We start from the raw sequence: 16,590 nt of genomic DNA, 5'->3' as shown, positions 1-16,590 counted from the left end.
AATAGCGGGGCACACACAACAACATGACGATGCTGACGGGGAGAGATGCCGTGATCGAATTTGCAGTCGAAAGCCTGGAAACCCCTGCGCTCACCAAGGCGCAGCTGGCCGATCTCTTGTTCGACCAGATCGGGTTGAACAAGCGCGAGTCCAAGGACATGATCGACGCCTTCTTCGACCTCGTCTCGCAGAGCCTGGTGGAAGGCAACGACGTGAAGCTCTCGGGCTTTGGCAACTTCCAGATCCGCACGAAGGCGCCGCGCCCCGGGCGCAATCCGCGCACCGGCGAGTCGATCCCGATCCAGGCGCGCCGCGTGGTGACCTTCCACGCCAGCAGCAAGCTCAAGGAACAGATCCAGGCGGCCGCCGGATTGTGAATTTTTGCCTGATCGGTGGCTGAATCGGGGCTGGCGGTCTGGCGGTTCCTGCCGGCCTGCAGTACCCTTGCAGGCTTTCCCATTTGAATCCAGAACCCCATGGGCACTGTGCTTCCTGCCATTCCTGCCAAGCGCTACTTCACCATCGGTGAGGTGGCGGAGCTGTGTGGCGTGAAGCCGCATGTGCTGCGCTACTGGGAGCAGGAGTTCACCCAGCTGCGCCCCATGAAGCGGCGCGGCAACCGGCGCTACTACCAGCACCACGAGGTGCTCATGATCCGCCGCATCCGCGACCTGCTGTACGACCAGGGCTTCACCATCAGTGGTGCGCGCAACAAGCTGCAGGAGTTGGCACTGCCGGCGCGCAGCGAGGTGGGGCAGGGCGATCCCGAGGCGCCGTACATCGAACCGCCGAGCATGTTGATCGATGATGCGGTTGCGCTGTCCATCGGTTCTTCGGCCCTTGTTTTCGACTCCAACGCAGTGCGACAAGAATTATTTGAGATTCGAGCCCTACTTTCTCCGAACTAGCCAAATTTGTGCATATAATCTAAGTCTTGTCGGCGTGTAGCGCAGCCTGGTAGCGCACTTGCATGGGGTGCAAGGGGTCGCGAGTTCGAATCCCGCCACGCCGACCATTTTCTTCGATGAACAACGGGCTATCGCCACAAGCGATAGCCCGTTTTTCTTTGTGCGCCTGCGCGAGCGCTGTTTGTTCTTCTTGGTGGCGAGCCTGGTGCTTTGAGCCCGTGGGCGCATGCGCCGGTGATGGGGTTGTAGATCCCCTTTTTTTCGGGCCCGGGTTATGGGCCGGCGCCTGGTGGTGGCAAGGTCATCAGCGCCCCAGCCGCGCCAGCGACTGCTGGATGCTGGCAAAGGCCTGGGTGAGCTTGTGGGTGGCGCGTTGCAATTCCTCGGGCCGGACTTCGCTGGTGCGGCGGCAGCGCGGGCAGGTGATGCGCGGGCTCAGCTTGAGCTTGCCCAGCCGCTCCTTGATGGTTTGCTGGCAGTGCGGGCAGGGCAGTTCGATGTTGGCGTCGTCCAGAACAGTCATGGTGGCCCCTCTCGAAAGATGGTGGGTGTGAACTGGTGGAGGTTGCCGGGCCATTGTCACCGGTTTGCCGGTGCCCGCCAAATCCGGGCTGACCCTTTGAGGCTGCGCATGGGCGCTGTCGGATGCGCGGGTGTCGCCCTGGCCTGCTGCCGGCAGTGTCGCGCGCTAGCCGCACCGGGGCTTGCGAGGCGCCGGGTTTGAAAGGCCGGTGGTTACAATACGTACTGGCTTTTGGATGGATGTGCGTGCCGCTGATGGTGGTGCGTGCAGGTCATGAGACAGGACGCCGTGCGGGTTGGTCCGGGGCTGTGGGGCTGTGCTGCTCCGCGGCGGGCCATTCCAGGGGGGGCGAGGGCGTGGAGCCCGCCATGTGCTGGCGAGGCGGTTGCGGCTTGGTGCCTCTTTGGAAAAAGCCCGTGCCGGCGGCGACCCCATCATCCACGGCAAGAGCCCAGAGCCAGTTGGTCCTGGGCTTTTTTGTGGACAGGGGTGGCGTGTTTTTCGAGACTGCTGTGTTCCGGCCGGGTGGGCGGGGCGATGGCCCCGGCATGAACAAACCGACAACAAGTGCTGGATGGGGATTGCATGATCGATGGACTGATTTCGGGCCGTCTCTACGGGGGGCCAGAACGGCGTCTGGACAAGGTGGGAAAGCCCTACATGGTGGCCAAGGTGCGGGCCCCGAGTGCGGAGGGCGAGATGCTGTTCGTCAACGTCATCGCGTTCGACGATGACGTGTGCCAGGCCATGGAGCAGATGCACGACGGCGAGTCCATCTCGGTCGCCGGCTCCATCACCCCCAAGGTCTGGACCGACAAGCAGGGCAATGTGCGTCCGGCGCTCGACATGGTGGCCCACCGCGTGATGAGTGCGCGCGACGCCTACCAGACGCAAACCAACTGAGCCATTTGGGGGTGGGTGGGCCTGGTGCCCATGGCCTCCGGGCTGTCCATCTCCTTTGCGCCTGGCATTTGCCGCTTGCTGCGAATGGCGCTGGCCGCGCGAGGCGTGGGCGGCGTGATGGCCGATGGTGCTCAGGCGGTTCTTTTTTGCGGGGTGGGCGCTGCTGTCTGTGTGCCCATCACAAACCCCAGGGCCTCCAGTTCTTCGCGCGAGAGGTGCAGTTCGCGGACCTCGGGCTGGCGGTGCTCGATGGAGCGGCGGCGCTCGTGCTTGCCGGGTGGCCCGGCCTCGGTCTGGCGGCGGTCCTTGCCGCTGCGTCGTTCGTGAAAGGCTGGGTTCTCCATGGGGTTTGGGCCTGTCAAATCCTGGGGCTGTCGGTCCATCAAGGGGCGTTCGTTGTGGGCGAGTGCCGGGGTGCATGTGCGCCCCTTTGTGCCATGGTGGTGAGTATGCCCCGTGTGTTCACCCGGAGCGGCAGGAAATGGCCTGCCAAGGCCGGCTGCAATGTTTGTTGACGTTTGCAGTACGGGTGCTTTCTCTGCTGCGGTTTCGATGGGCTGCATGGCGGCTTGTGGAAGGGCGCGCAGGCATGAAAAAAGCCCCTGACTCTTGCGAATCAGGGGCTTTTCATTTGGTGCCGGAGAGATGAATCGAACACCCGACCTTCTCATTACGAATGAGCTGCTCTACCGACTGAGCTACACCGGCGTAAGACTTAGATTATAGCGTGGAATGGTAGCTTGTCACGCGTTCCACCTCATTTTTTGATCCAAGAATCACACTGACGCGTTCGTGCAACTGCGTGGGCTGGATGTCCATGATGCGCTGCTTGCCGTTGGTCGCGGCGCCGCCGGCCTGCTCGATGAGCCAGGACATGGGGTTGGCTTCGTACATCAGGCGCAGCTTGCCGGGCTTGTTGGGTTCGCGCTTGTCCCAGGGGTACATGAAGATGCCGCCGCGCGTGAGGATGCGGTGCACGTCGGCCACCATGCTGGCGATCCAGCGCATGTTGAAGTCCTTGCCGCGCGGGCCTTCCTTGCCCTGCAGGCATTCGTCGATGTAGCGCTTCACGGGCTCATCCCAGTGGCGCATGTTGCTCATGTTGATGGCGAATTCCTTGGTGTCCTCGGGAATGCGCACGTTCTCTTCGGTGAGCACGAAGGAGCCTTGCTCGCGGTCCAGCGTGAACATGGCCACACCATCGCCCACGGTCAGCACCAGCGTGGTCTGCGGGCCGTAGATGCAATAGCCCGCGGCCACCTGCGCCGTGCCGGGCTGCAGGAAGTCACCGGCCTCCACGCCGCGGTCGTCATCGGGCTTCTTGAGCACGCTGAAGATGGTGCCGATGCTCACGTTCACGTCGATGTTGCTGGAGCCATCGAGGGGATCGAACAGCAGCAGGTACTCGCCCTGCGGGTAGCGGTTGGGCACCAGGTAGATGCCGTCCATTTCTTCCGAGGCCATGGCGGCCAGGTGGCCGCCCCATTCGTTGGCTTCGATCAGCACTTCGTTGGCGATGATGTCCAGCTTCTTCTGGATCTCGCCCTGCACGTTTTCGCTCGATGCCGAGCCGAGCACGCCGCCGAGCGCGCCCTTGTTGACGGCCTGGCTGATGCTCTTGCACGAGCGGGCCACCACTTCGAGCAGCAGGCGCAGTTGCGAGGGGATGTGCCCGTCGATGCGCTGCTGCTCGACCAGGTAGCGGGTAAGGGAGATGCGGGAGCTCATCGGTGGATCGTCCTTGGCTTGGGTTTGGTGAATTACTTGGATTGCTGTTCGCGCTCGGCCAGCTCGGCCAGCGTGGCCTCGGCTTCTTCCAGCAGATCCTGGTCGCCGCTGGCGCGGGCGATGGCCACCCGCTGCGTGAGCAGGCTGCGCGCCAGGGCGCCGTCGCCGGTCTCGTGGGCCAGCACGCCTTGCTGGAACAGCGTGTCCAGCACGATGCCGTCGTCCTTCAGCGCCTGGCCCAGTGCCAGCCGCTGCTGCAGATAGCCCTGGGCCTGGGCATGCTCGCCCAGTTCGTAGGCGTTCTGTGCGAGGTTGTTGACGAGGCCGGCGAGGCGCTGGTCGGTATCGGAACCAAAGACCTGCCGCGCATCGGCCAGCAGCTGCTGGTTGTGCGCCAGGGCCTCGGCAAAGCGGCCGGCCTCGTGCAGGGCATAGCCGATCTCTTCGCGGATGCCCAGCTTCTGGTCGGCGCTCAGCGTGGCACCCTCCTGGTCGGCCCAGTGGGCCGACTGGCGCAGGTGCTCGATGGCGGTGTCGTACTCTTCGGACTGCAGGGCCGACTCGCCGATGGCGTAGTGCTTCTGGCAGCGCTCCGCTGTGCTGAGGTCGCCCAGCACCGAGCGGATGGCCAGGGCGCGCAGCCCCAGGGGCAGGCCCTCGTCGTCCATCTGGCGCTTGGAATACACCACGAACTGCAGCCACAGCAGCTGCGCCAGCTCGGGCGACTCGGCGCCCAGGCTTTCGGCCAGCGGGCGCAGGGCGGCCAGGTCGGCCGACATGGCCGAGCCGCTGAACATGGCGTCGGCGTCGTACACCGTGTCGAGCAGCTGGTTGAAGCGCCGCGCGAACTCCTGCGCGGAATCGGTGAATGCCATGGTGTTTCGCTTGTCGTCAGTCTGCCAGCGCGCGGGTGACCACCTCGCGCACGTCGTTGCTCAGGTCCGGGCGCGTGGCCACGCGGGCAATCGCCTCGCGGGCGGCCGTGCGCCAGGGGTCGGCCAGCTTCTTCCAGCGGTCCAGCGCGCGCGCCAGGCGGGCGGCGACCTGCGGGTTGATGGCGTCGAGCTCGATCACGCGGTCGCTCCAGAACACATAGCCTGCGGCGTCGGTGCGGTGGAAGGCGCCCGGGTTGGCGCTGCAGTAGCTGAAGATCACACTGCGTGCGCGGTTCGGGTTCTTGAGGCTGAAGTCCGGGTGCTGCATCAGCTGGCGCACGGCGGGCAGCACGTTGCCGCCCTTGTCGGGCGCGCCGGCCTGCAGGGCGAACCACTTGTCGATGACCAGGGGCTCGTCCTTGAACAGTGCATGGAAGCGCGCCAGCGCCGGCGCCGCATGCACACTGCCGCTGGCCACCAGGGCGGTGAGCGCGTTGAAGCGGTCCGTCATGTTGCTGGCCACCTTGAAGCGCTGGTAGGCCTTGCCGGGCCAGACTTCATCGCCCATACGCTGGGCGGCGATGCACAGCATGTGCAGCGCCATGCCGCTGAGCGAGCGGCGGCCGGAGGAGACCGGGTCGGGGCTGTAGCCGCCGGTGTCCTGGTTCTGCTCCCAGGCCCATTCCCAGTCGGCCTTGAGCGCCAGGGCCAGCTGTTCGCGCATGGCCTCGCGCACCGCGTGGATGCGCTGCGGGTCCACCACGTCGAGCTGCTCGGCGATGTAGGTCTCGGACGGCAGGGTCAGCACCAGTTCCTTGAAGGCTGCGTCGAGTGCCGGGTTGCGCAGCACGCCGCGCAGTGCGTCCACCACGGCCGCAGGCAGGATGTCGCTGCTGGCAGGCGCGCCGCCCTGGATGGCCGCGATGGCGGTGCGCAGCGCCAGGCGCTGGCCGGCCTCCCAGCGGTTGAAGGCGTCGGGGTCGTTGGCCAGCAGGGTGAGCAATTGCTCGTCGCTGTAGTCGATGTCCAGCACCACGGGGGCGCTGAAGTCGCGCAGCAGCGAGGGCACGGGCGCGGCATCCAGGCCCGTGAACACCAGGGTCTGCGAGGCTTCGGTCAGCACCACGGTGCGCGATGGTGCACCGGCGGCAGCCTCGCCCTGCAGCTGCAAGGGCAGGGCGGCACCTTCGTGCGTGAGCAGGCCCAGGTTGACCGGGATCACAAAGGGCAGCTTCTCGCTCTGGCCCGGCGTGGGTGCACAGCTTTGCGACAGCGTCAGCGTGTAGCTGCGGGCGGCGGCGTCGTAGCTGCCCGTGGCTTTCACGCGCGGCGTGCCGGCCTGGCTGTACCAGCGCTTGAACTGGGGCAGCAGGCGCGCCAGGTCGCTCTCGGGGTTGGCGTCGGCAATGGCCTGGGCGAATTCGTCGCAGGTGACGGCCTGGCCGTCGTGGCGCTCGAAATACAGCTTCATGCCCTTGGCAAAGCCTTCGCGGCCCACCAGGGTGTGCATCATGCGCACCACCTCGGCACCCTTTTCGTAGATGGTGACGGTGTAGAAGTTGTTGATCTCGATGTAGCTGTCGGGCCGCACCGGGTGGGCCATGGGGCCGGCATCTTCGGGGAACTGGGCGGTGCGCAGCACGCGCACGTCCTCGATGCGCTTGACGGCGCGGGCCGAGGGGCTGCCCGCCAGGTCCTGGCTGAACTCCTGGTCGCGGAAGACGGTGAGACCTTCCTTCAGGCTCAGCTGGAACCAGTCGCGGCAGGTCACGCGGTTGCCGGTCCAGTTGTGGAAGTACTCGTGGCCGACCACGCTCTCGATGTTGGCGAAGTCCACGTCGGTGGCGGTCGCCTCGCTGGCCAGAACGTACTTCGTGTTGAAGATGTTCAGGCCCTTGTTCTCCATGGCGCCCATGTTGAAGTCGCTGGTGGCGACGATCATGAAGCGCTCCAGGTCCAGCGGCAGGCCGAAGCGCGCCTCATCCCAGGCCACGCTGGCCATCAGTGAGTTCATGGCGTGCTCGGTCTTGCCCAGGTCACCGGGGCGCACGTAGACCTGCAGCAGGTGGTCGGTGCCGGCGCGGGCGCGGATCTTCTGCTCGCGCGCCACCAGCTTGCCCGCCACCAGGGCGAACAGGTAGCAGGGCTTCTTGTGCGGGTCCACCCACTTGGCGAAGTGGCGGCCTTCATCGAGGTCACCGCTTTCCACCAGGTTGCCGTTGGACAGCAGCACCGGGTACTGGGCCTTGTTGGCGCGCAGCGTGACGGTGTAGCTGGCCATCACGTCCGGGCGGTCCAGGAAGTAGGTGATGCGGCGGAAACCCTCGGCCTCGCACTGCGTGAAGAAGGTGCCCTGGCTCACGTACAGGCCCATCAGGTGCGTGTTCTTGGCGGGGCAGCAGGTGGTGAAGATCTCGAGCGCGAAGGCATCGGTGCCCGTGGGCAGGTTCTCCAGCACCAGGCGGGTGCCTTCCATCTTGAACGAGGTGCCCTGGCCGTTGACCAGCACGCGCGCCAGGTTCAGGTCCTCGCCGTCGAGCTTGAGCGGCAGCTCGGCCACGTCCGGGTTGCGGCGCAGCGTCATGCGGTTGAGCACACGCGTCTTGGCCGGGTCCAGGTCGAAAGTCAGCTCGACGCTGTCGATCCAGTAGGCGGGGGCGGTGTAGTCCTCGCGGCGGATGGCGGCGGCCGGGCCCGCTCCGCTGGCGTCGGCGTTATGCGATGGCAACATGGATGCGCTCCAGAAAGTCGGTGTTCATGAGTTCGTTGTAGTCGCGCACGGCCGCCAGCACGTGCGGGCCGGCGAGTTCCTGCGCGCTGTGGGTGCTGCACACGGCCACGGCATGCATGCCGGCGCGGCGCGCGGCCTCGATGCCGAAGGGCGCGTCCTCGAAGACGACGCAGCGCTCGGGGGCCACGCCGATGCGGCGTGCCGCCTCCAGGAAGATGGCCGGCTGCGGCTTGCCCGGCAGGCCCTCGTCGCCGCGCACGATGGTCAGGGGCTCGGGCTCCATGGACAGGCGCGCCATGGCAAACGCCACGTTGTGGATGTCGCCCGCCGTGCCCACCGCCAGCTTGTAGCCCTGCACCGAGGCATGGGCCGCAAAGGTGCGAAAGCCCGCCACCTCGGCGAACGAGGGGCCAAACAGCTCGCGGTAGATGTCTTCCTTCTCGCGCGTGAGCGCGTCGGCCTCGGCCTGTTCCACCTCGCGCTGCAGCAGCTCGCGGATGCACTCGGTGCCGGTGCGGCCCGTGGTGCGCGCCATGAGGTCGGGCACGTCGATGGCCATGCCGCGGCGGCGCGTGAACTCGACCCATGCCTTGGCGTGCCAGGGCATGGAGTCGATCATGGTGCCGTCCATGTCGAAGATGAAGGCTTCGACCGGGATCATGCGCGGCCCCCGCGGTGGCAGGGGGAGCTGGTTCGCTCGAACGTGGCGGTGATGGCGGCGGCTGCTGCAGCGTGGCGATGGTTCATCACACGCCCTGCTTGAGCGAGGCTTCGATGAACGCGTCCAGGTCGCCGTCCAGCACCTTCTGCGTGGCCGAGATTTCCACGCCGGTGCGCAGGTCCTTGATGCGGCTGTTGTCCAGCACGTAGCTGCGGATCTGGTGGCCCCAGCCCACGTCGGTCTTGGTGTCCTCGAGCTTTTGCTGCTCTTCCATGCGCTTGCGCATCTCGAAGTCGTACAGCCGGCTGCGCAGGCGCTGCCAGGCCACGTCGCGGTTGCTGTGCTGGCTGCGGCCATCCTGGCACTGCACCACGATGCCGGTCGGGATGTGCGTGAGGCGCACGGCCGAGTCGGTCTTGTTGATGTGCTGGCCACCCGCGCCCGATGCGCGGAAGGTGTCGGTGCGCACGTCGGCCGGGTTGATGTTGATCTCGATGGAGTCGTCGATCTCGGGGTAGACGAACAGCGAGGCGAACGAGGTGTGGCGGCCGCCCGAGCTGTCGAACGGGCTCTTGCGCACCAGGCGGTGCACGCCGGTCTCGGTGCGCAGCAGGCCGAAGGCGTACTCGCCCTCGATCTTGATCGTGGCGCTCTTGATGCCGGCCACGTCGCCGGGGGTTTCGTCTTCCACCGTGGTCTTGAAGCCCTTGCGCTCAGCGTACTTGAGGTACTGGCGCAGCAGCATGCTGGCCCAGTCGCAGGCCTCGGTGCCGCCGGCGCCGGCCTGGATGTCCACGAAGCAGTTGAGCGGGTCGGCCTCGTTGCTGAACATGCGGCGGAACTCCAGCTCCTCGATCAGCGGGCGCAGCTTGGCGGTCTCGGCCTCGATGGTCATGAGGCCGGGCTCATCGCCTTCCTCCTTGCTCATCTCGTACAGCTCGGCGTTGTCGGCCAGCTCACGGGTGAGCTTGTCCAGCGTGACGACCACGCTGGACAGGGATTTCTGTTCCTTGCCCAACTCCTGGGCCTTCTTCGGGTCGTTCCAGACTGCCGGATCTTCCAGCGAGGCGTTGACGGTTCTCAGGCGTTCGAACTTGGCATCGAAGTCAAAGATACCTCCGTAACTCTGCCGTGCGCAGAGCCAGGTCGTCGAGGGTGGTGCCGATGAGGTTGATGCGTTCTGCGTCCATGATGGTGTCCTGTCGTATGGTTGTTCGGTTCTGTAGGGTGGTCGATGCAGCTTGGGTGCCTCGCGCAAGGCGGGGGCAAGGCCCTGGCAAGCCGGCTGGCGGCGTTGCCTGCCGCGCCAGCACAAGGCCCCATGAGGCAGCGCGAACGCGGGTTCGGCATCTTCCGAATCAACCATTTTCTCACGGACCGGGCAGGGGCTCCCGAAAGCCCCTTGTGCCTGTGAAAACCGGGTCCTCAGAACGTTCTCAGGACAGGTGTTCTTCGATCAGCCTGGCCACGGCGGCCGGCTGGTCGTGGTGCAGCATGTGGGCTGCATCCTGCACCACGGCCGTGCGGCAGTGACGCACATGGGTCAGGCGCTGGTGGTACTCGGGCAGGGCATAGCGGCCCTTCCACCACAGGCCCAGGCTGTCGTCGCTGGCTTCCACGGCCAGCACCGGGGCTTCGATCTGCGCGTACAGGGCCAGGGCCTCATCCAGCCGGTACAGCTGCGAGCTGGTGATCTTGTGCGCCGGATCGCCCAGAATCTCCCAGCGGCCCTGGGCATTGGGCTCGGCCCAGTGCTGGGCCAGCCAGTCGGCCTTGTCCTGCGACAGGCGCGGGTTGGTCTTCATGAGGCGCTGGGCCACACCGGCCACGCTGTCGTAGGCCTTGAGGGCCATTTCGCCCTTTTCCAACTGCTTGATCTCGTCGATCCACTGCGCATAGCGTTTGGGGGCCTGTTCGGGTTTGGTGGCCGGCATGCCGAAGCCCTCCAGGTTGACCAGCCGGCGGATGCGCCCGGGCCGTACGCCCGCGTACATCATGGCGATGTTGCCGCCCATGCTGTGGCCCACCAGGTCCACGGGCTGGTCGCCCACGTAGTGATCCAGGAGCAGGTCCAGGTCGGCCAGGTAGTCGGGGAAGGTGTAGTGGTCGCAGGGCGCGGGCAATTTGCTCAGGCCAAAGCCCCGCCAGTCGGGGGCAATGATGTGGCGGCCTTGGGCGAAGGCGGCCGAGAACGCGTCCACCACGAACTGGTAGGAGGCAGCGACATCCATCCAGCCATGCACCAGGACCAGCGGGGTGCTGGCCTTGTCGGGCGAGGCCTCGCCCCAGTGGCGGACGTGGTAGCTCAGGGTGCGGATGGGGACGAACTCGCTGCGCGAGGGGCGGACGGTGGAATACATGGGAGCGAAAAGGGGGGCGGTAAGTTGCTCCGATGGTACGTCGGCAGCCCGCTGCGCGTGGCCGTGGGGGTGTCGCATGGGCGCCTGCCGGCGCATGGGTATGGAAATTGCTGAGATTGATGCACATCAAAGCGGCGCGCCCTGATGCGTGCTGCGCTCCTTCCCACGCGAGGTCTCTGTCCGATGGTTCCCCTATCGTCCGCCCTGTCCCTGGATCTGTCGGCGCTGCAGCAGCGCCCGGTCTTCACGTCGGACCTCCGGGTGGACTCCCATGAGCTGGTGGCGCGCGAGTTCTCGGACCATGGGCTCAAATGGTGCGGTGGGCCGGTGGCCACGGCGCTGTCCAAGGTGCGGGTGCGCCAGTTGCAGCTGTTCATGCTGCAATACGGTGCGGAGGTGGAGATCCGCCCGCGCCCCTTCGACGACTTCGTGCTGGTGCACCTGTCGCTCGCGGGCACGGCGCAACTGGTGTCCGATGGCGTGCCCGTGCGCCTGCCGGCCGGTGCCGCCGCGCTGATTGCACCGCGCCACAACCTGCACATGCACTGGCAGCAGGGCGCGCGCCAGCTCATCCTCAAGGTGCCCTGCAGCCTGTTGCGTGCCTGGGCGCCCGAATCACTGGTGGGTGAATCGACCTTCGTGCACCCGCTGCTGCCGCTGAGTGCGGGGCAGGGCCAGCAATGGCACTTTCTCATGCAGTCGCTGCTGCACGTGAGCCAGCAGGCGGTGGAAAGCACGGCGCATGCGCGCTGGGTGGACCACATGGAGAGCAATGTGGCGCTGTTCCTGGCCTCGTGCGCGCAGAGCGTGCCCGTGCCGGCTGCGCCGCGGCTGCCCTGGCTGGATGGGGATGCCTGCAGCGCCGCGCAGGCCCCGCAAGGCGACATGGGCCGGCTCGACCGGCTCGACGCCTACATGCGCAGCCGCCTGTGCGCCCCCGTCGCGCTGGAAGATCTGGCGCGTGTCGCCGGTGTCAGCGTGCGCGGCCTCAATGCGCTGTGCCAGCGCCACCACGGCGCATCGCCCATGGCCCTGCTGCGCAATATGCGGCTCGATGCCGTGCGCGCGCGCCTCATGGAGCGCCCCGGCCACTGCGTGACCGATGCGGCGCTGGAGTTCGGCTTTGGCCACCTGGGGCGTTTTTCCAGCTACTACCGCGAGCGCTTTGGCGAGCTGCCGAGCCAGACCGCCGTCAACTGAACTGAGCAGATTTGCAAGAACCGGACAGGCCCGAGGCACCCGGTTGCCGATAGTGGATAGCGGGGCAGGGCGTTGATTTCTAGCATGGAGGCAACCCAATCGAAGAGGTGTTGCCCATGTCTGAAATCCCCGTCGTCGCCGTTGCGCCACCTGCCTCGCTCAAGGCCCAGCGCCAGGTCTTCTTTCCGCAGCCCGATGGCTCCAACGTGCCCTACCGGGTGTTCAGTTCGCAGGAGGTCTACGACCGCGAGCAGGAGCGCATCTTCCGTGGCCCGGTCTGGAACTTCCTGGGGCTGGAGGCCGAGATCCCGAACGTGGGTGATTTCAAGTCCACCTTTGTCGGCGACACGCCGGTGGTGGTCACGCGCACGGCCGAGGGCCTGGCCTGCTGGGTCAACCGCTGCGCGCACCGCGGCGCCATGGTGTGCCGCGAAAAGCGCGGCAACGCCGCCAGCCACACCTGCGTGTACCACCAGTGGAGCTTTGCCGCCAACGGCGACCTGCAGGGCGTGCCGTTCCGCCGCGGGCAAAAGGGCATGGTCGGCATGCCCAAGGACTTCAAGACCGAGGAACACGGCCTGCAGAAGCTGCGCGTGGACAGCTACAAGGGCCTGCTGTTCGCCACCTTCAGCGACGACACGCCGCCGCTGCCCGAGTACCTGGGCGAGCAGATGCGCCCCTGGATCGACCGCATCTTCCACAAGCCCATCGTCTACCTGGGCTGCACGCGCCAGTACTCCAAGTCGAACTGGAAGCTGTACTTCGAGAACGTGAAGGACCCCTACCACGCCAGCCTGCTGCACCTGTTCCACACCACCTTCAACATCTTCCGCGTGGGGATGAAGGCGCGCTCCATTCCCGACGCGACGCACGGCCTGCACAGCATCATCACCGTGACCAAGCCCGAGGTGGAGACGGACACCGCCGCCGCCTACAGCGCGCAGAACATCCGCTCCATGGACGAGGGCTTCACGCTCGAAGAACCCACCTTGCTCGGCCAGATCAAGGAGTTCGACGAGATGACCACCAACCACATCCAGCCGATCTTTCCACAACTGGTGGTGCAGCAGATCCACAACACGCTGGTGGCGCGCCAGCTGCTGCCCAAGGGGCCGAACAACTTCGAGCTGGTGTTCCATTTCTTCGGCTATGCCGACGACACGCCCGAGCTGCGCGAGCTGCGCCTGCTGCAGGCCAACCTGGTGGGGCCGGCGGGCTACATCTCGATGGAAGACACCGAGGCCACCGAGCTGGTGCAGCGCGGCACCGTGCGCGACGGCGACAAGCATTCCTACATCGCCATGGCGCGCGAGGCGCCCGAGCAGATGGACACCGTGATCACCGAGAACCTGATCCGCCGCTTCTGGGTGGGCTACCAGGGACTGATGGGCTACTGAAGGACTGCACGCCATGACCACGATGACCACCCCCACAGCCCCCATCGAGATCAGCCGCCAGGAGCGCCTGCAGCTGTGGACCGAACTGCTGGAGCTGCAGCACCGCTACGTGAGCGCGCTGGACAACAACCGGCTCGAAGAGTGGCCCGGCTTCTTCGTCGAAGAGGGCCGCTACGAGATCATCCCCAAGGAGAATTTCGACGCGGGCTTTCCCGCGCCCATCATGTACTGCCGCAATGCCGGCATGCTGCGCGACCGCGTGCTGTCGCTGCGCAATGCCAACATCTACGAAGACCATGTGTACCGCCACGGCACCTCGGGTCTGGTGATCACGGCCATCAAGGACGGCGTGGTGCACACCCAGTCGAGCTATGTGGTGGTGATCACCGGCGCGGCCGGCGAGTCCAGCGTCTACCAGGCCGGCACCTACCTCGACGAGGTGGTGCAGCACCAGGGCGAGTGGCGCTACCGCAGCAAGCGCGTGGTGTACGACACCTCGCGCGTGGCCACCTTGCTCGCCACCCCCATCTGAGGACCCGCACCATGCAGACAACGACCGACAACGCACTGGAGCAGGGCTCGGTAGCCGCCTGGCACGACGTGGGCGAGCCCGAGGACTTTCCCGACGGCGCCGTGTGGCCCGTGGTGGTGGACGGCCTGCCCGTGGCGGTGTTCCGCGACGGGGAGGGCCTCTTCGCCCTCTACGACCTGTGCACCCATGGTGCCGCCAAATTGTCCGACGGCTGGGTCGAGGACGGCTGTGTGGAATGCCCCTTGCATCAGGGCACCTTCGACATCCGCACGGGGGCGCCTTGCAAGGCGCCCGTCACCGAAGCGGTGCGCACGTTCCCGGTGCGCGTGGTGGCGGGGCGTGTCGAGGTCGGGCTCTGACGCCCTGCTGGCACCGCCCCTGGTTCTCTTTTCTTTTTGTTGATGGATAAGGATTGACGATGGCACAACTCTCCCGCACCTCGCTTCGCCACCGGATCGGCGCAGCCGCACTGGCCACCCTGGCGGCCTGCGCCAGCTTCACGGCCCTGGCGCAGCAGGGTCCCATCAAGGTGGGCATGGCGCTCGACATCTCGGGGCCTTTCTCGGGCCCTGGCGCCGATGCGCGCGACGGCTTCAATCTGGCCATCAAACAACTGGGTGGCAAGCTCGGTGGCCAGCCCGTCGAATTCCTCCAGACCGACATGGCCGGCAGCCCCGACCAGGCCAAGCAGCTGGTGGACCGCTTCGTGCAGCGCGAGAAGATCGACCTGTTCACCGGCCCCATCGCCTCCAACGTGGCGCTGGCCGTCGCGCCCACGCTGTTCGCGGCCAAGGTGCCCTACCTGTCGAACAACGCGGGCCCGAGCCAGTTGGCCGGCGCGCAGTGCAATGCCTACTTCTTCGGCACGGCCTACCAGAACGACCAGTACCACGAGGCCGCCGGCCAGTTCGCGGCCGACCGCGGCTTTGGCCGCATGGTGCTGATCGCCCCCAACTACCCCGCGGGCAAAGACGGCCTGACCGGCTTCAAGCGCAAGTTCAAGGGCACGGTGGTCGACGAGGTCTACACCAAGGTCGGCCAGCTCGACTACGCGACCGAGCTGGCGCAACTGCGTGCCGCCAAGCCCGAGGCGGTGTACTTCTTTCTGCCCGGTGCCATGGGCATCAACTTCATCAAGCAGTTCGTGGGGGCCGGCCTGTCCAAGGACATCATGCTGGTGACCAGCGGCTTCTCGGCCGACGAGGACATCATCGGCGCGGTGGGCGAGCCCATGCTGGGCCTGTTCAACACCTCGCACTGGGCGCATGACCTGGACAACGCCGCCAACAAGGCCTTCGTGGCCGCCTTCCGCAAGGAATACGGCGGGCGTTATCCGTCCATCTACGCGGCGCAGGCCTTCGATGTGGTCACCGCCATGGACTCGGCCGTCAAGGCCGTGGGCGGCAAGGTGGCCGACCGCGAGGCGCTGGCCAAGGCGCTGGCCAAGGCGCAGTTCCCCTCGGTGCGCGGCAGCTTCCGCTATGCCAACAACCACTATCCCGTGCAGAACTTCTACCTGCGCACCATCGGCAAGAACGCCGAGGGCCGCGTGACCAACAAGACCATCAAGACGGTGCTGGAGAACTACGGCGACGCCTTCTCTGCCCAGTGTCCTCTCAAGTGACATCCCCCTGAGGCGCTTTGCGCCTTCCCCCTTCTCTCGAATGGCTGTGCCATTCGGGAAGGGGGACGCCGCCAGCGCGGCGGGGCGGCCCTTGCGCGGCGGCCCTGGCATAGGCCGCGCTAATTCAAAGGACTGAGGATATGCAGACGCTTTCGATAACTGACGCGATGCGGAAACGATGCCCGTGGAGCCATTGACCCCATGAACTGGATCCTCGTCATCGAGCAATTGCTCAACGGAGCGGGCTACGGGCTCATGCTCTTCCTGATCGCGGCCGGCCTCACGCTCGTCTTCGGGATCATGGACGTGATGAACCTCTCGCACGGCTCGCTGTTCATGGTGGGCGCCTATGTGGCTGCCACGGTGCACGTGCACAGCGGCTCCTTCGCGGGGGCGGTGCTGGTGGCGATCGCCGCCACCGTGTTCGTGGCCGCCTTGCTGGAGGTGACGCTGATGCGCCGCCTCTACGGCCGCGACCACCTGGCCCAAGTGCTGGCCACCTTCGGCGTGATCCTGGTGGCCGACGATGCGGTGAAGATGGCCTGGGGCCCCTCGCCCGTGATGGCGCCCACGCCGGCCCTGCTCGCGGGCCCGGTGGAGCTGTTCGCAGGCCTGCCGTACCCCTCGTACCGGCTGGTGGTGCTGGTGGCGGGCGTGGCGGTGGCGGGGCTGTTGTACCTGCTGGTCAACCACAGCCAGGTGGGCATGCTGGTGCGGGCCGGTGCCTCGGACCGGTGGATGGCCGAACTCATGGGCGTGCGCGTCAAGCGCGTGTTCTGCGGCATCTTCGTGCTGGGCGCGGCGCTGGCGGCCCTGGCCGGTGCGCTCATGGGGCCCATCATGGCTGTGCAGGTGGGCATGGGCGAATCCATCCTGATCCCGGCGCTGGTGGTCATCGTCATCGGCGGCATCGGCTCGGTGCGCGGCGCCTTCGTGGCGGCCTTGCTCGTGGGGCTGGTGGACACGATTGGCCGGGCCTTCCTGCCGATCTTGCTGCGCGCCACGCTGCCGCCCTCCGTTGCGGCCGACCTGGGCCCGTTGTTCGCCGAGGTGGCCATGTACGCCCTGATGGCCGCTGTACTGAGCTTTCGCCCTGCGGGGCTGTTTTCTGCCAAGGCCTGAGCATGTCCGCTTCCTTGATTTCGTCT

At 66.3% G+C, this 16,590-nt stretch carries 17 protein-coding genes and 2 tRNA genes; 10 read left to right on the top strand and 9 right to left on the bottom strand.

The window, feature by feature from the left end:
* Positions 1 to 23 precede the first annotated feature (23 nt).
* The 3 genes from HNP48_RS21890 to HNP48_RS21880 all read left to right on the top strand — a co-directional run bounded on the left by HNP48_RS21890 (position 24) and on the right by HNP48_RS21880 (position 1,015).
* Entirely contained in the window at positions 24 to 377 is a 354-nt protein-coding gene (locus tag HNP48_RS21890; RefSeq protein WP_184861019.1) for an integration host factor subunit alpha, read from the top strand.
* Positions 378 to 476: 99 nt separating this feature from the next.
* The gene (locus tag HNP48_RS21885; protein ID WP_184861017.1) at positions 477 to 908 is read left to right on the top strand and encodes a MerR family transcriptional regulator; all 432 of its coding nucleotides are present in this window, start codon (positions 477 to 479) and stop codon (positions 906 to 908) included.
* Between the two features lie 30 nt (positions 909 to 938).
* A tRNA-Pro gene (locus HNP48_RS21880) sits at positions 939 to 1,015 on the top strand.
* A 197-nt stretch (positions 1,016 to 1,212) separates the two neighbouring features.
* Here HNP48_RS21880 and HNP48_RS21875 read toward each other — a convergent pair.
* Positions 1,213 to 1,431, bottom strand: a complete 219-nt coding sequence (locus tag HNP48_RS21875; protein WP_184861015.1) for a hypothetical protein — start codon at positions 1,429 to 1,431, stop codon at positions 1,213 to 1,215.
* Between the two features lie 585 nt (positions 1,432 to 2,016).
* Here HNP48_RS21875 and HNP48_RS21870 point away from each other — a divergent pair.
* On the top strand, positions 2,017 to 2,334 hold the full coding sequence (locus HNP48_RS21870) for a single-stranded DNA-binding protein (protein ID WP_184861013.1): 318 nt from the start codon (positions 2,017 to 2,019) through the stop codon (positions 2,332 to 2,334).
* Between the two features lie 131 nt (positions 2,335 to 2,465).
* Here HNP48_RS21870 and HNP48_RS21865 read toward each other — a convergent pair whose 3' ends face one another.
* The 8 genes from HNP48_RS21865 to HNP48_RS21830 all read right to left on the bottom strand — a co-directional run bounded on the left by HNP48_RS21865 (position 2,466) and on the right by HNP48_RS21830 (position 10,689).
* Entirely contained in the window at positions 2,466 to 2,678 is a 213-nt protein-coding gene (locus HNP48_RS21865; protein ID WP_184861011.1) for a hypothetical protein, read from the bottom strand.
* Between the two features lie 288 nt (positions 2,679 to 2,966).
* Positions 2,967 to 3,042, bottom strand: a tRNA-Thr gene (locus HNP48_RS21860).
* 12 nt (positions 3,043 to 3,054) lie between these two features.
* Positions 3,055 to 4,062: a class 1 fructose-bisphosphatase gene (locus tag HNP48_RS21855; protein WP_184861009.1), complete on the bottom strand. Its 1,008-nt coding sequence runs from the start codon at positions 4,060 to 4,062 to the stop codon at positions 3,055 to 3,057.
* A 32-nt stretch (positions 4,063 to 4,094) separates the two neighbouring features.
* Positions 4,095 to 4,937, bottom strand: a complete 843-nt coding sequence (locus HNP48_RS21850) for a tetratricopeptide repeat protein (RefSeq protein ID WP_184861007.1) — start codon at positions 4,935 to 4,937, stop codon at positions 4,095 to 4,097.
* A 16-nt stretch (positions 4,938 to 4,953) separates the two neighbouring features.
* Entirely contained in the window at positions 4,954 to 7,668 is a 2,715-nt protein-coding gene (gene pepN, locus HNP48_RS21845; RefSeq protein ID WP_184861004.1) for an aminopeptidase N, read from the bottom strand.
* Entirely contained in the window at positions 7,652 to 8,329 is a 678-nt protein-coding gene (locus HNP48_RS21840) for an HAD family phosphatase (protein ID WP_184861003.1), read from the bottom strand. Before HNP48_RS21840 ends, pepN begins: the two co-directional genes overlap by 17 nt.
* A gap of 85 nt (positions 8,330 to 8,414) precedes the next feature.
* Positions 8,415 to 9,519, bottom strand: a protein-coding gene (gene prfB, locus HNP48_RS21835; protein WP_184861001.1) for a peptide chain release factor 2 whose coding sequence is annotated in 2 segments (ribosomal slippage) — positions 8,415 to 9,437 and positions 9,439 to 9,519 — 1,104 coding nt in all. Because the reading frame shifts where the segments join, the coding sequence is not laid out codon by codon here.
* A gap of 246 nt (positions 9,520 to 9,765) precedes the next feature.
* The gene (locus tag HNP48_RS21830; RefSeq protein ID WP_184860999.1) at positions 9,766 to 10,689 is read right to left on the bottom strand and encodes an alpha/beta fold hydrolase; all 924 of its coding nucleotides are present in this window, start codon (positions 10,687 to 10,689) and stop codon (positions 9,766 to 9,768) included.
* Between the two features lie 183 nt (positions 10,690 to 10,872).
* On the opposite strand from HNP48_RS21830, the gene HNP48_RS21825 reads away from it, so the two are divergent.
* The 6 genes from HNP48_RS21825 to HNP48_RS21800 all read left to right on the top strand — a co-directional run bounded on the left by HNP48_RS21825 (position 10,873) and on the right by HNP48_RS21800 (position 16,564).
* The gene (locus tag HNP48_RS21825) at positions 10,873 to 11,889 is read left to right on the top strand and encodes an AraC family transcriptional regulator (protein WP_184860997.1); all 1,017 of its coding nucleotides are present in this window, start codon (positions 10,873 to 10,875) and stop codon (positions 11,887 to 11,889) included.
* Between the two features lie 116 nt (positions 11,890 to 12,005).
* Positions 12,006 to 13,286, top strand: a complete 1,281-nt coding sequence (andAc, locus tag HNP48_RS21820; protein ID WP_184860995.1) for an anthranilate 1,2-dioxygenase large subunit AndAc — start codon at positions 12,006 to 12,008, stop codon at positions 13,284 to 13,286.
* Positions 13,287 to 13,299: 13 nt separating this feature from the next.
* The gene (andAd, locus tag HNP48_RS21815; RefSeq protein ID WP_184860985.1) at positions 13,300 to 13,818 is read left to right on the top strand and encodes an anthranilate 1,2-dioxygenase small subunit AndAd; all 519 of its coding nucleotides are present in this window, start codon (positions 13,300 to 13,302) and stop codon (positions 13,816 to 13,818) included.
* 11 nt (positions 13,819 to 13,829) lie between these two features.
* On the top strand, positions 13,830 to 14,177 hold the full coding sequence (gene andAb, locus HNP48_RS21810; protein WP_184860983.1) for an anthranilate 1,2-dioxygenase ferredoxin subunit AndAb: 348 nt from the start codon (positions 13,830 to 13,832) through the stop codon (positions 14,175 to 14,177).
* Positions 14,178 to 14,236: 59 nt separating this feature from the next.
* Positions 14,237 to 15,442: an ABC transporter substrate-binding protein gene (locus HNP48_RS21805; RefSeq protein ID WP_184860981.1), complete on the top strand. Its 1,206-nt coding sequence runs from the start codon at positions 14,237 to 14,239 to the stop codon at positions 15,440 to 15,442.
* A gap of 201 nt (positions 15,443 to 15,643) precedes the next feature.
* Positions 15,644 to 16,564: a branched-chain amino acid ABC transporter permease gene (locus HNP48_RS21800; RefSeq protein ID WP_184860979.1), complete on the top strand. Its 921-nt coding sequence runs from the start codon at positions 15,644 to 15,646 to the stop codon at positions 16,562 to 16,564.
* The last annotated feature ends 26 nt before the right edge of the window (positions 16,565 to 16,590 follow it).

It is taken from the genome of Acidovorax soli (assembly GCF_014207955.1).
GTDB classification, from domain to species: Bacteria; Pseudomonadota; Gammaproteobacteria; order Burkholderiales; family Burkholderiaceae_C; genus Acidovorax; species Acidovorax soli_A.
Note: the sequence above shows the minus strand (reverse complement) of the source record. Positions and strands in the feature narration are given on the sequence as shown.

What these genes read in the sequence shown, in the direction of transcription:
- HNP48_RS21855 (WP_184861009.1), bottom strand. Translation starts at nt 4,062, where the DNA reads ATGAGCTCCCGCATCTCCCTTACCCGCTACCTGGTCGAGCAGCAGCGC.
- HNP48_RS21825 (WP_184860997.1), top strand. Translation starts at nt 10,873, where the DNA reads ATGGTTCCCCTATCGTCCGCCCTGTCCCTGGATCTGTCGGCGCTGCAG.
- HNP48_RS21885 (WP_184861017.1), top strand. Translation starts at nt 477, where the DNA reads ATGGGCACTGTGCTTCCTGCCATTCCTGCCAAGCGCTACTTCACCATC.
- pepN (WP_184861004.1), bottom strand. Translation starts at nt 7,668, where the DNA reads ATGTTGCCATCGCATAACGCCGACGCCAGCGGAGCGGGCCCGGCCGCC.
- HNP48_RS21890 (WP_184861019.1), top strand. Translation starts at nt 24, where the DNA reads ATGACGATGCTGACGGGGAGAGATGCCGTGATCGAATTTGCAGTCGAA.
- HNP48_RS21875 (WP_184861015.1), bottom strand. Translation starts at nt 1,431, where the DNA reads ATGACTGTTCTGGACGACGCCAACATCGAACTGCCCTGCCCGCACTGC.
- andAb (WP_184860983.1), top strand. Translation starts at nt 13,830, where the DNA reads ATGCAGACAACGACCGACAACGCACTGGAGCAGGGCTCGGTAGCCGCC.
- HNP48_RS21850 (WP_184861007.1), bottom strand. Translation starts at nt 4,937, where the DNA reads ATGGCATTCACCGATTCCGCGCAGGAGTTCGCGCGGCGCTTCAACCAG.
- HNP48_RS21865 (WP_184861011.1), bottom strand. Translation starts at nt 2,678, where the DNA reads ATGGAGAACCCAGCCTTTCACGAACGACGCAGCGGCAAGGACCGCCGC.
- andAd (WP_184860985.1), top strand. Translation starts at nt 13,300, where the DNA reads ATGACCACGATGACCACCCCCACAGCCCCCATCGAGATCAGCCGCCAG.
- HNP48_RS21800 (WP_184860979.1), top strand. Translation starts at nt 15,644, where the DNA reads ATGAACTGGATCCTCGTCATCGAGCAATTGCTCAACGGAGCGGGCTAC.
- andAc (WP_184860995.1), top strand. Translation starts at nt 12,006, where the DNA reads ATGTCTGAAATCCCCGTCGTCGCCGTTGCGCCACCTGCCTCGCTCAAG.
- HNP48_RS21840 (WP_184861003.1), bottom strand. Translation starts at nt 8,329, where the DNA reads ATGATCCCGGTCGAAGCCTTCATCTTCGACATGGACGGCACCATGATC.
- HNP48_RS21805 (WP_184860981.1), top strand. Translation starts at nt 14,237, where the DNA reads ATGGCACAACTCTCCCGCACCTCGCTTCGCCACCGGATCGGCGCAGCC.
- HNP48_RS21870 (WP_184861013.1), top strand. Translation starts at nt 2,017, where the DNA reads ATGATCGATGGACTGATTTCGGGCCGTCTCTACGGGGGGCCAGAACGG.
- HNP48_RS21830 (WP_184860999.1), bottom strand. Translation starts at nt 10,689, where the DNA reads ATGTATTCCACCGTCCGCCCCTCGCGCAGCGAGTTCGTCCCCATCCGC.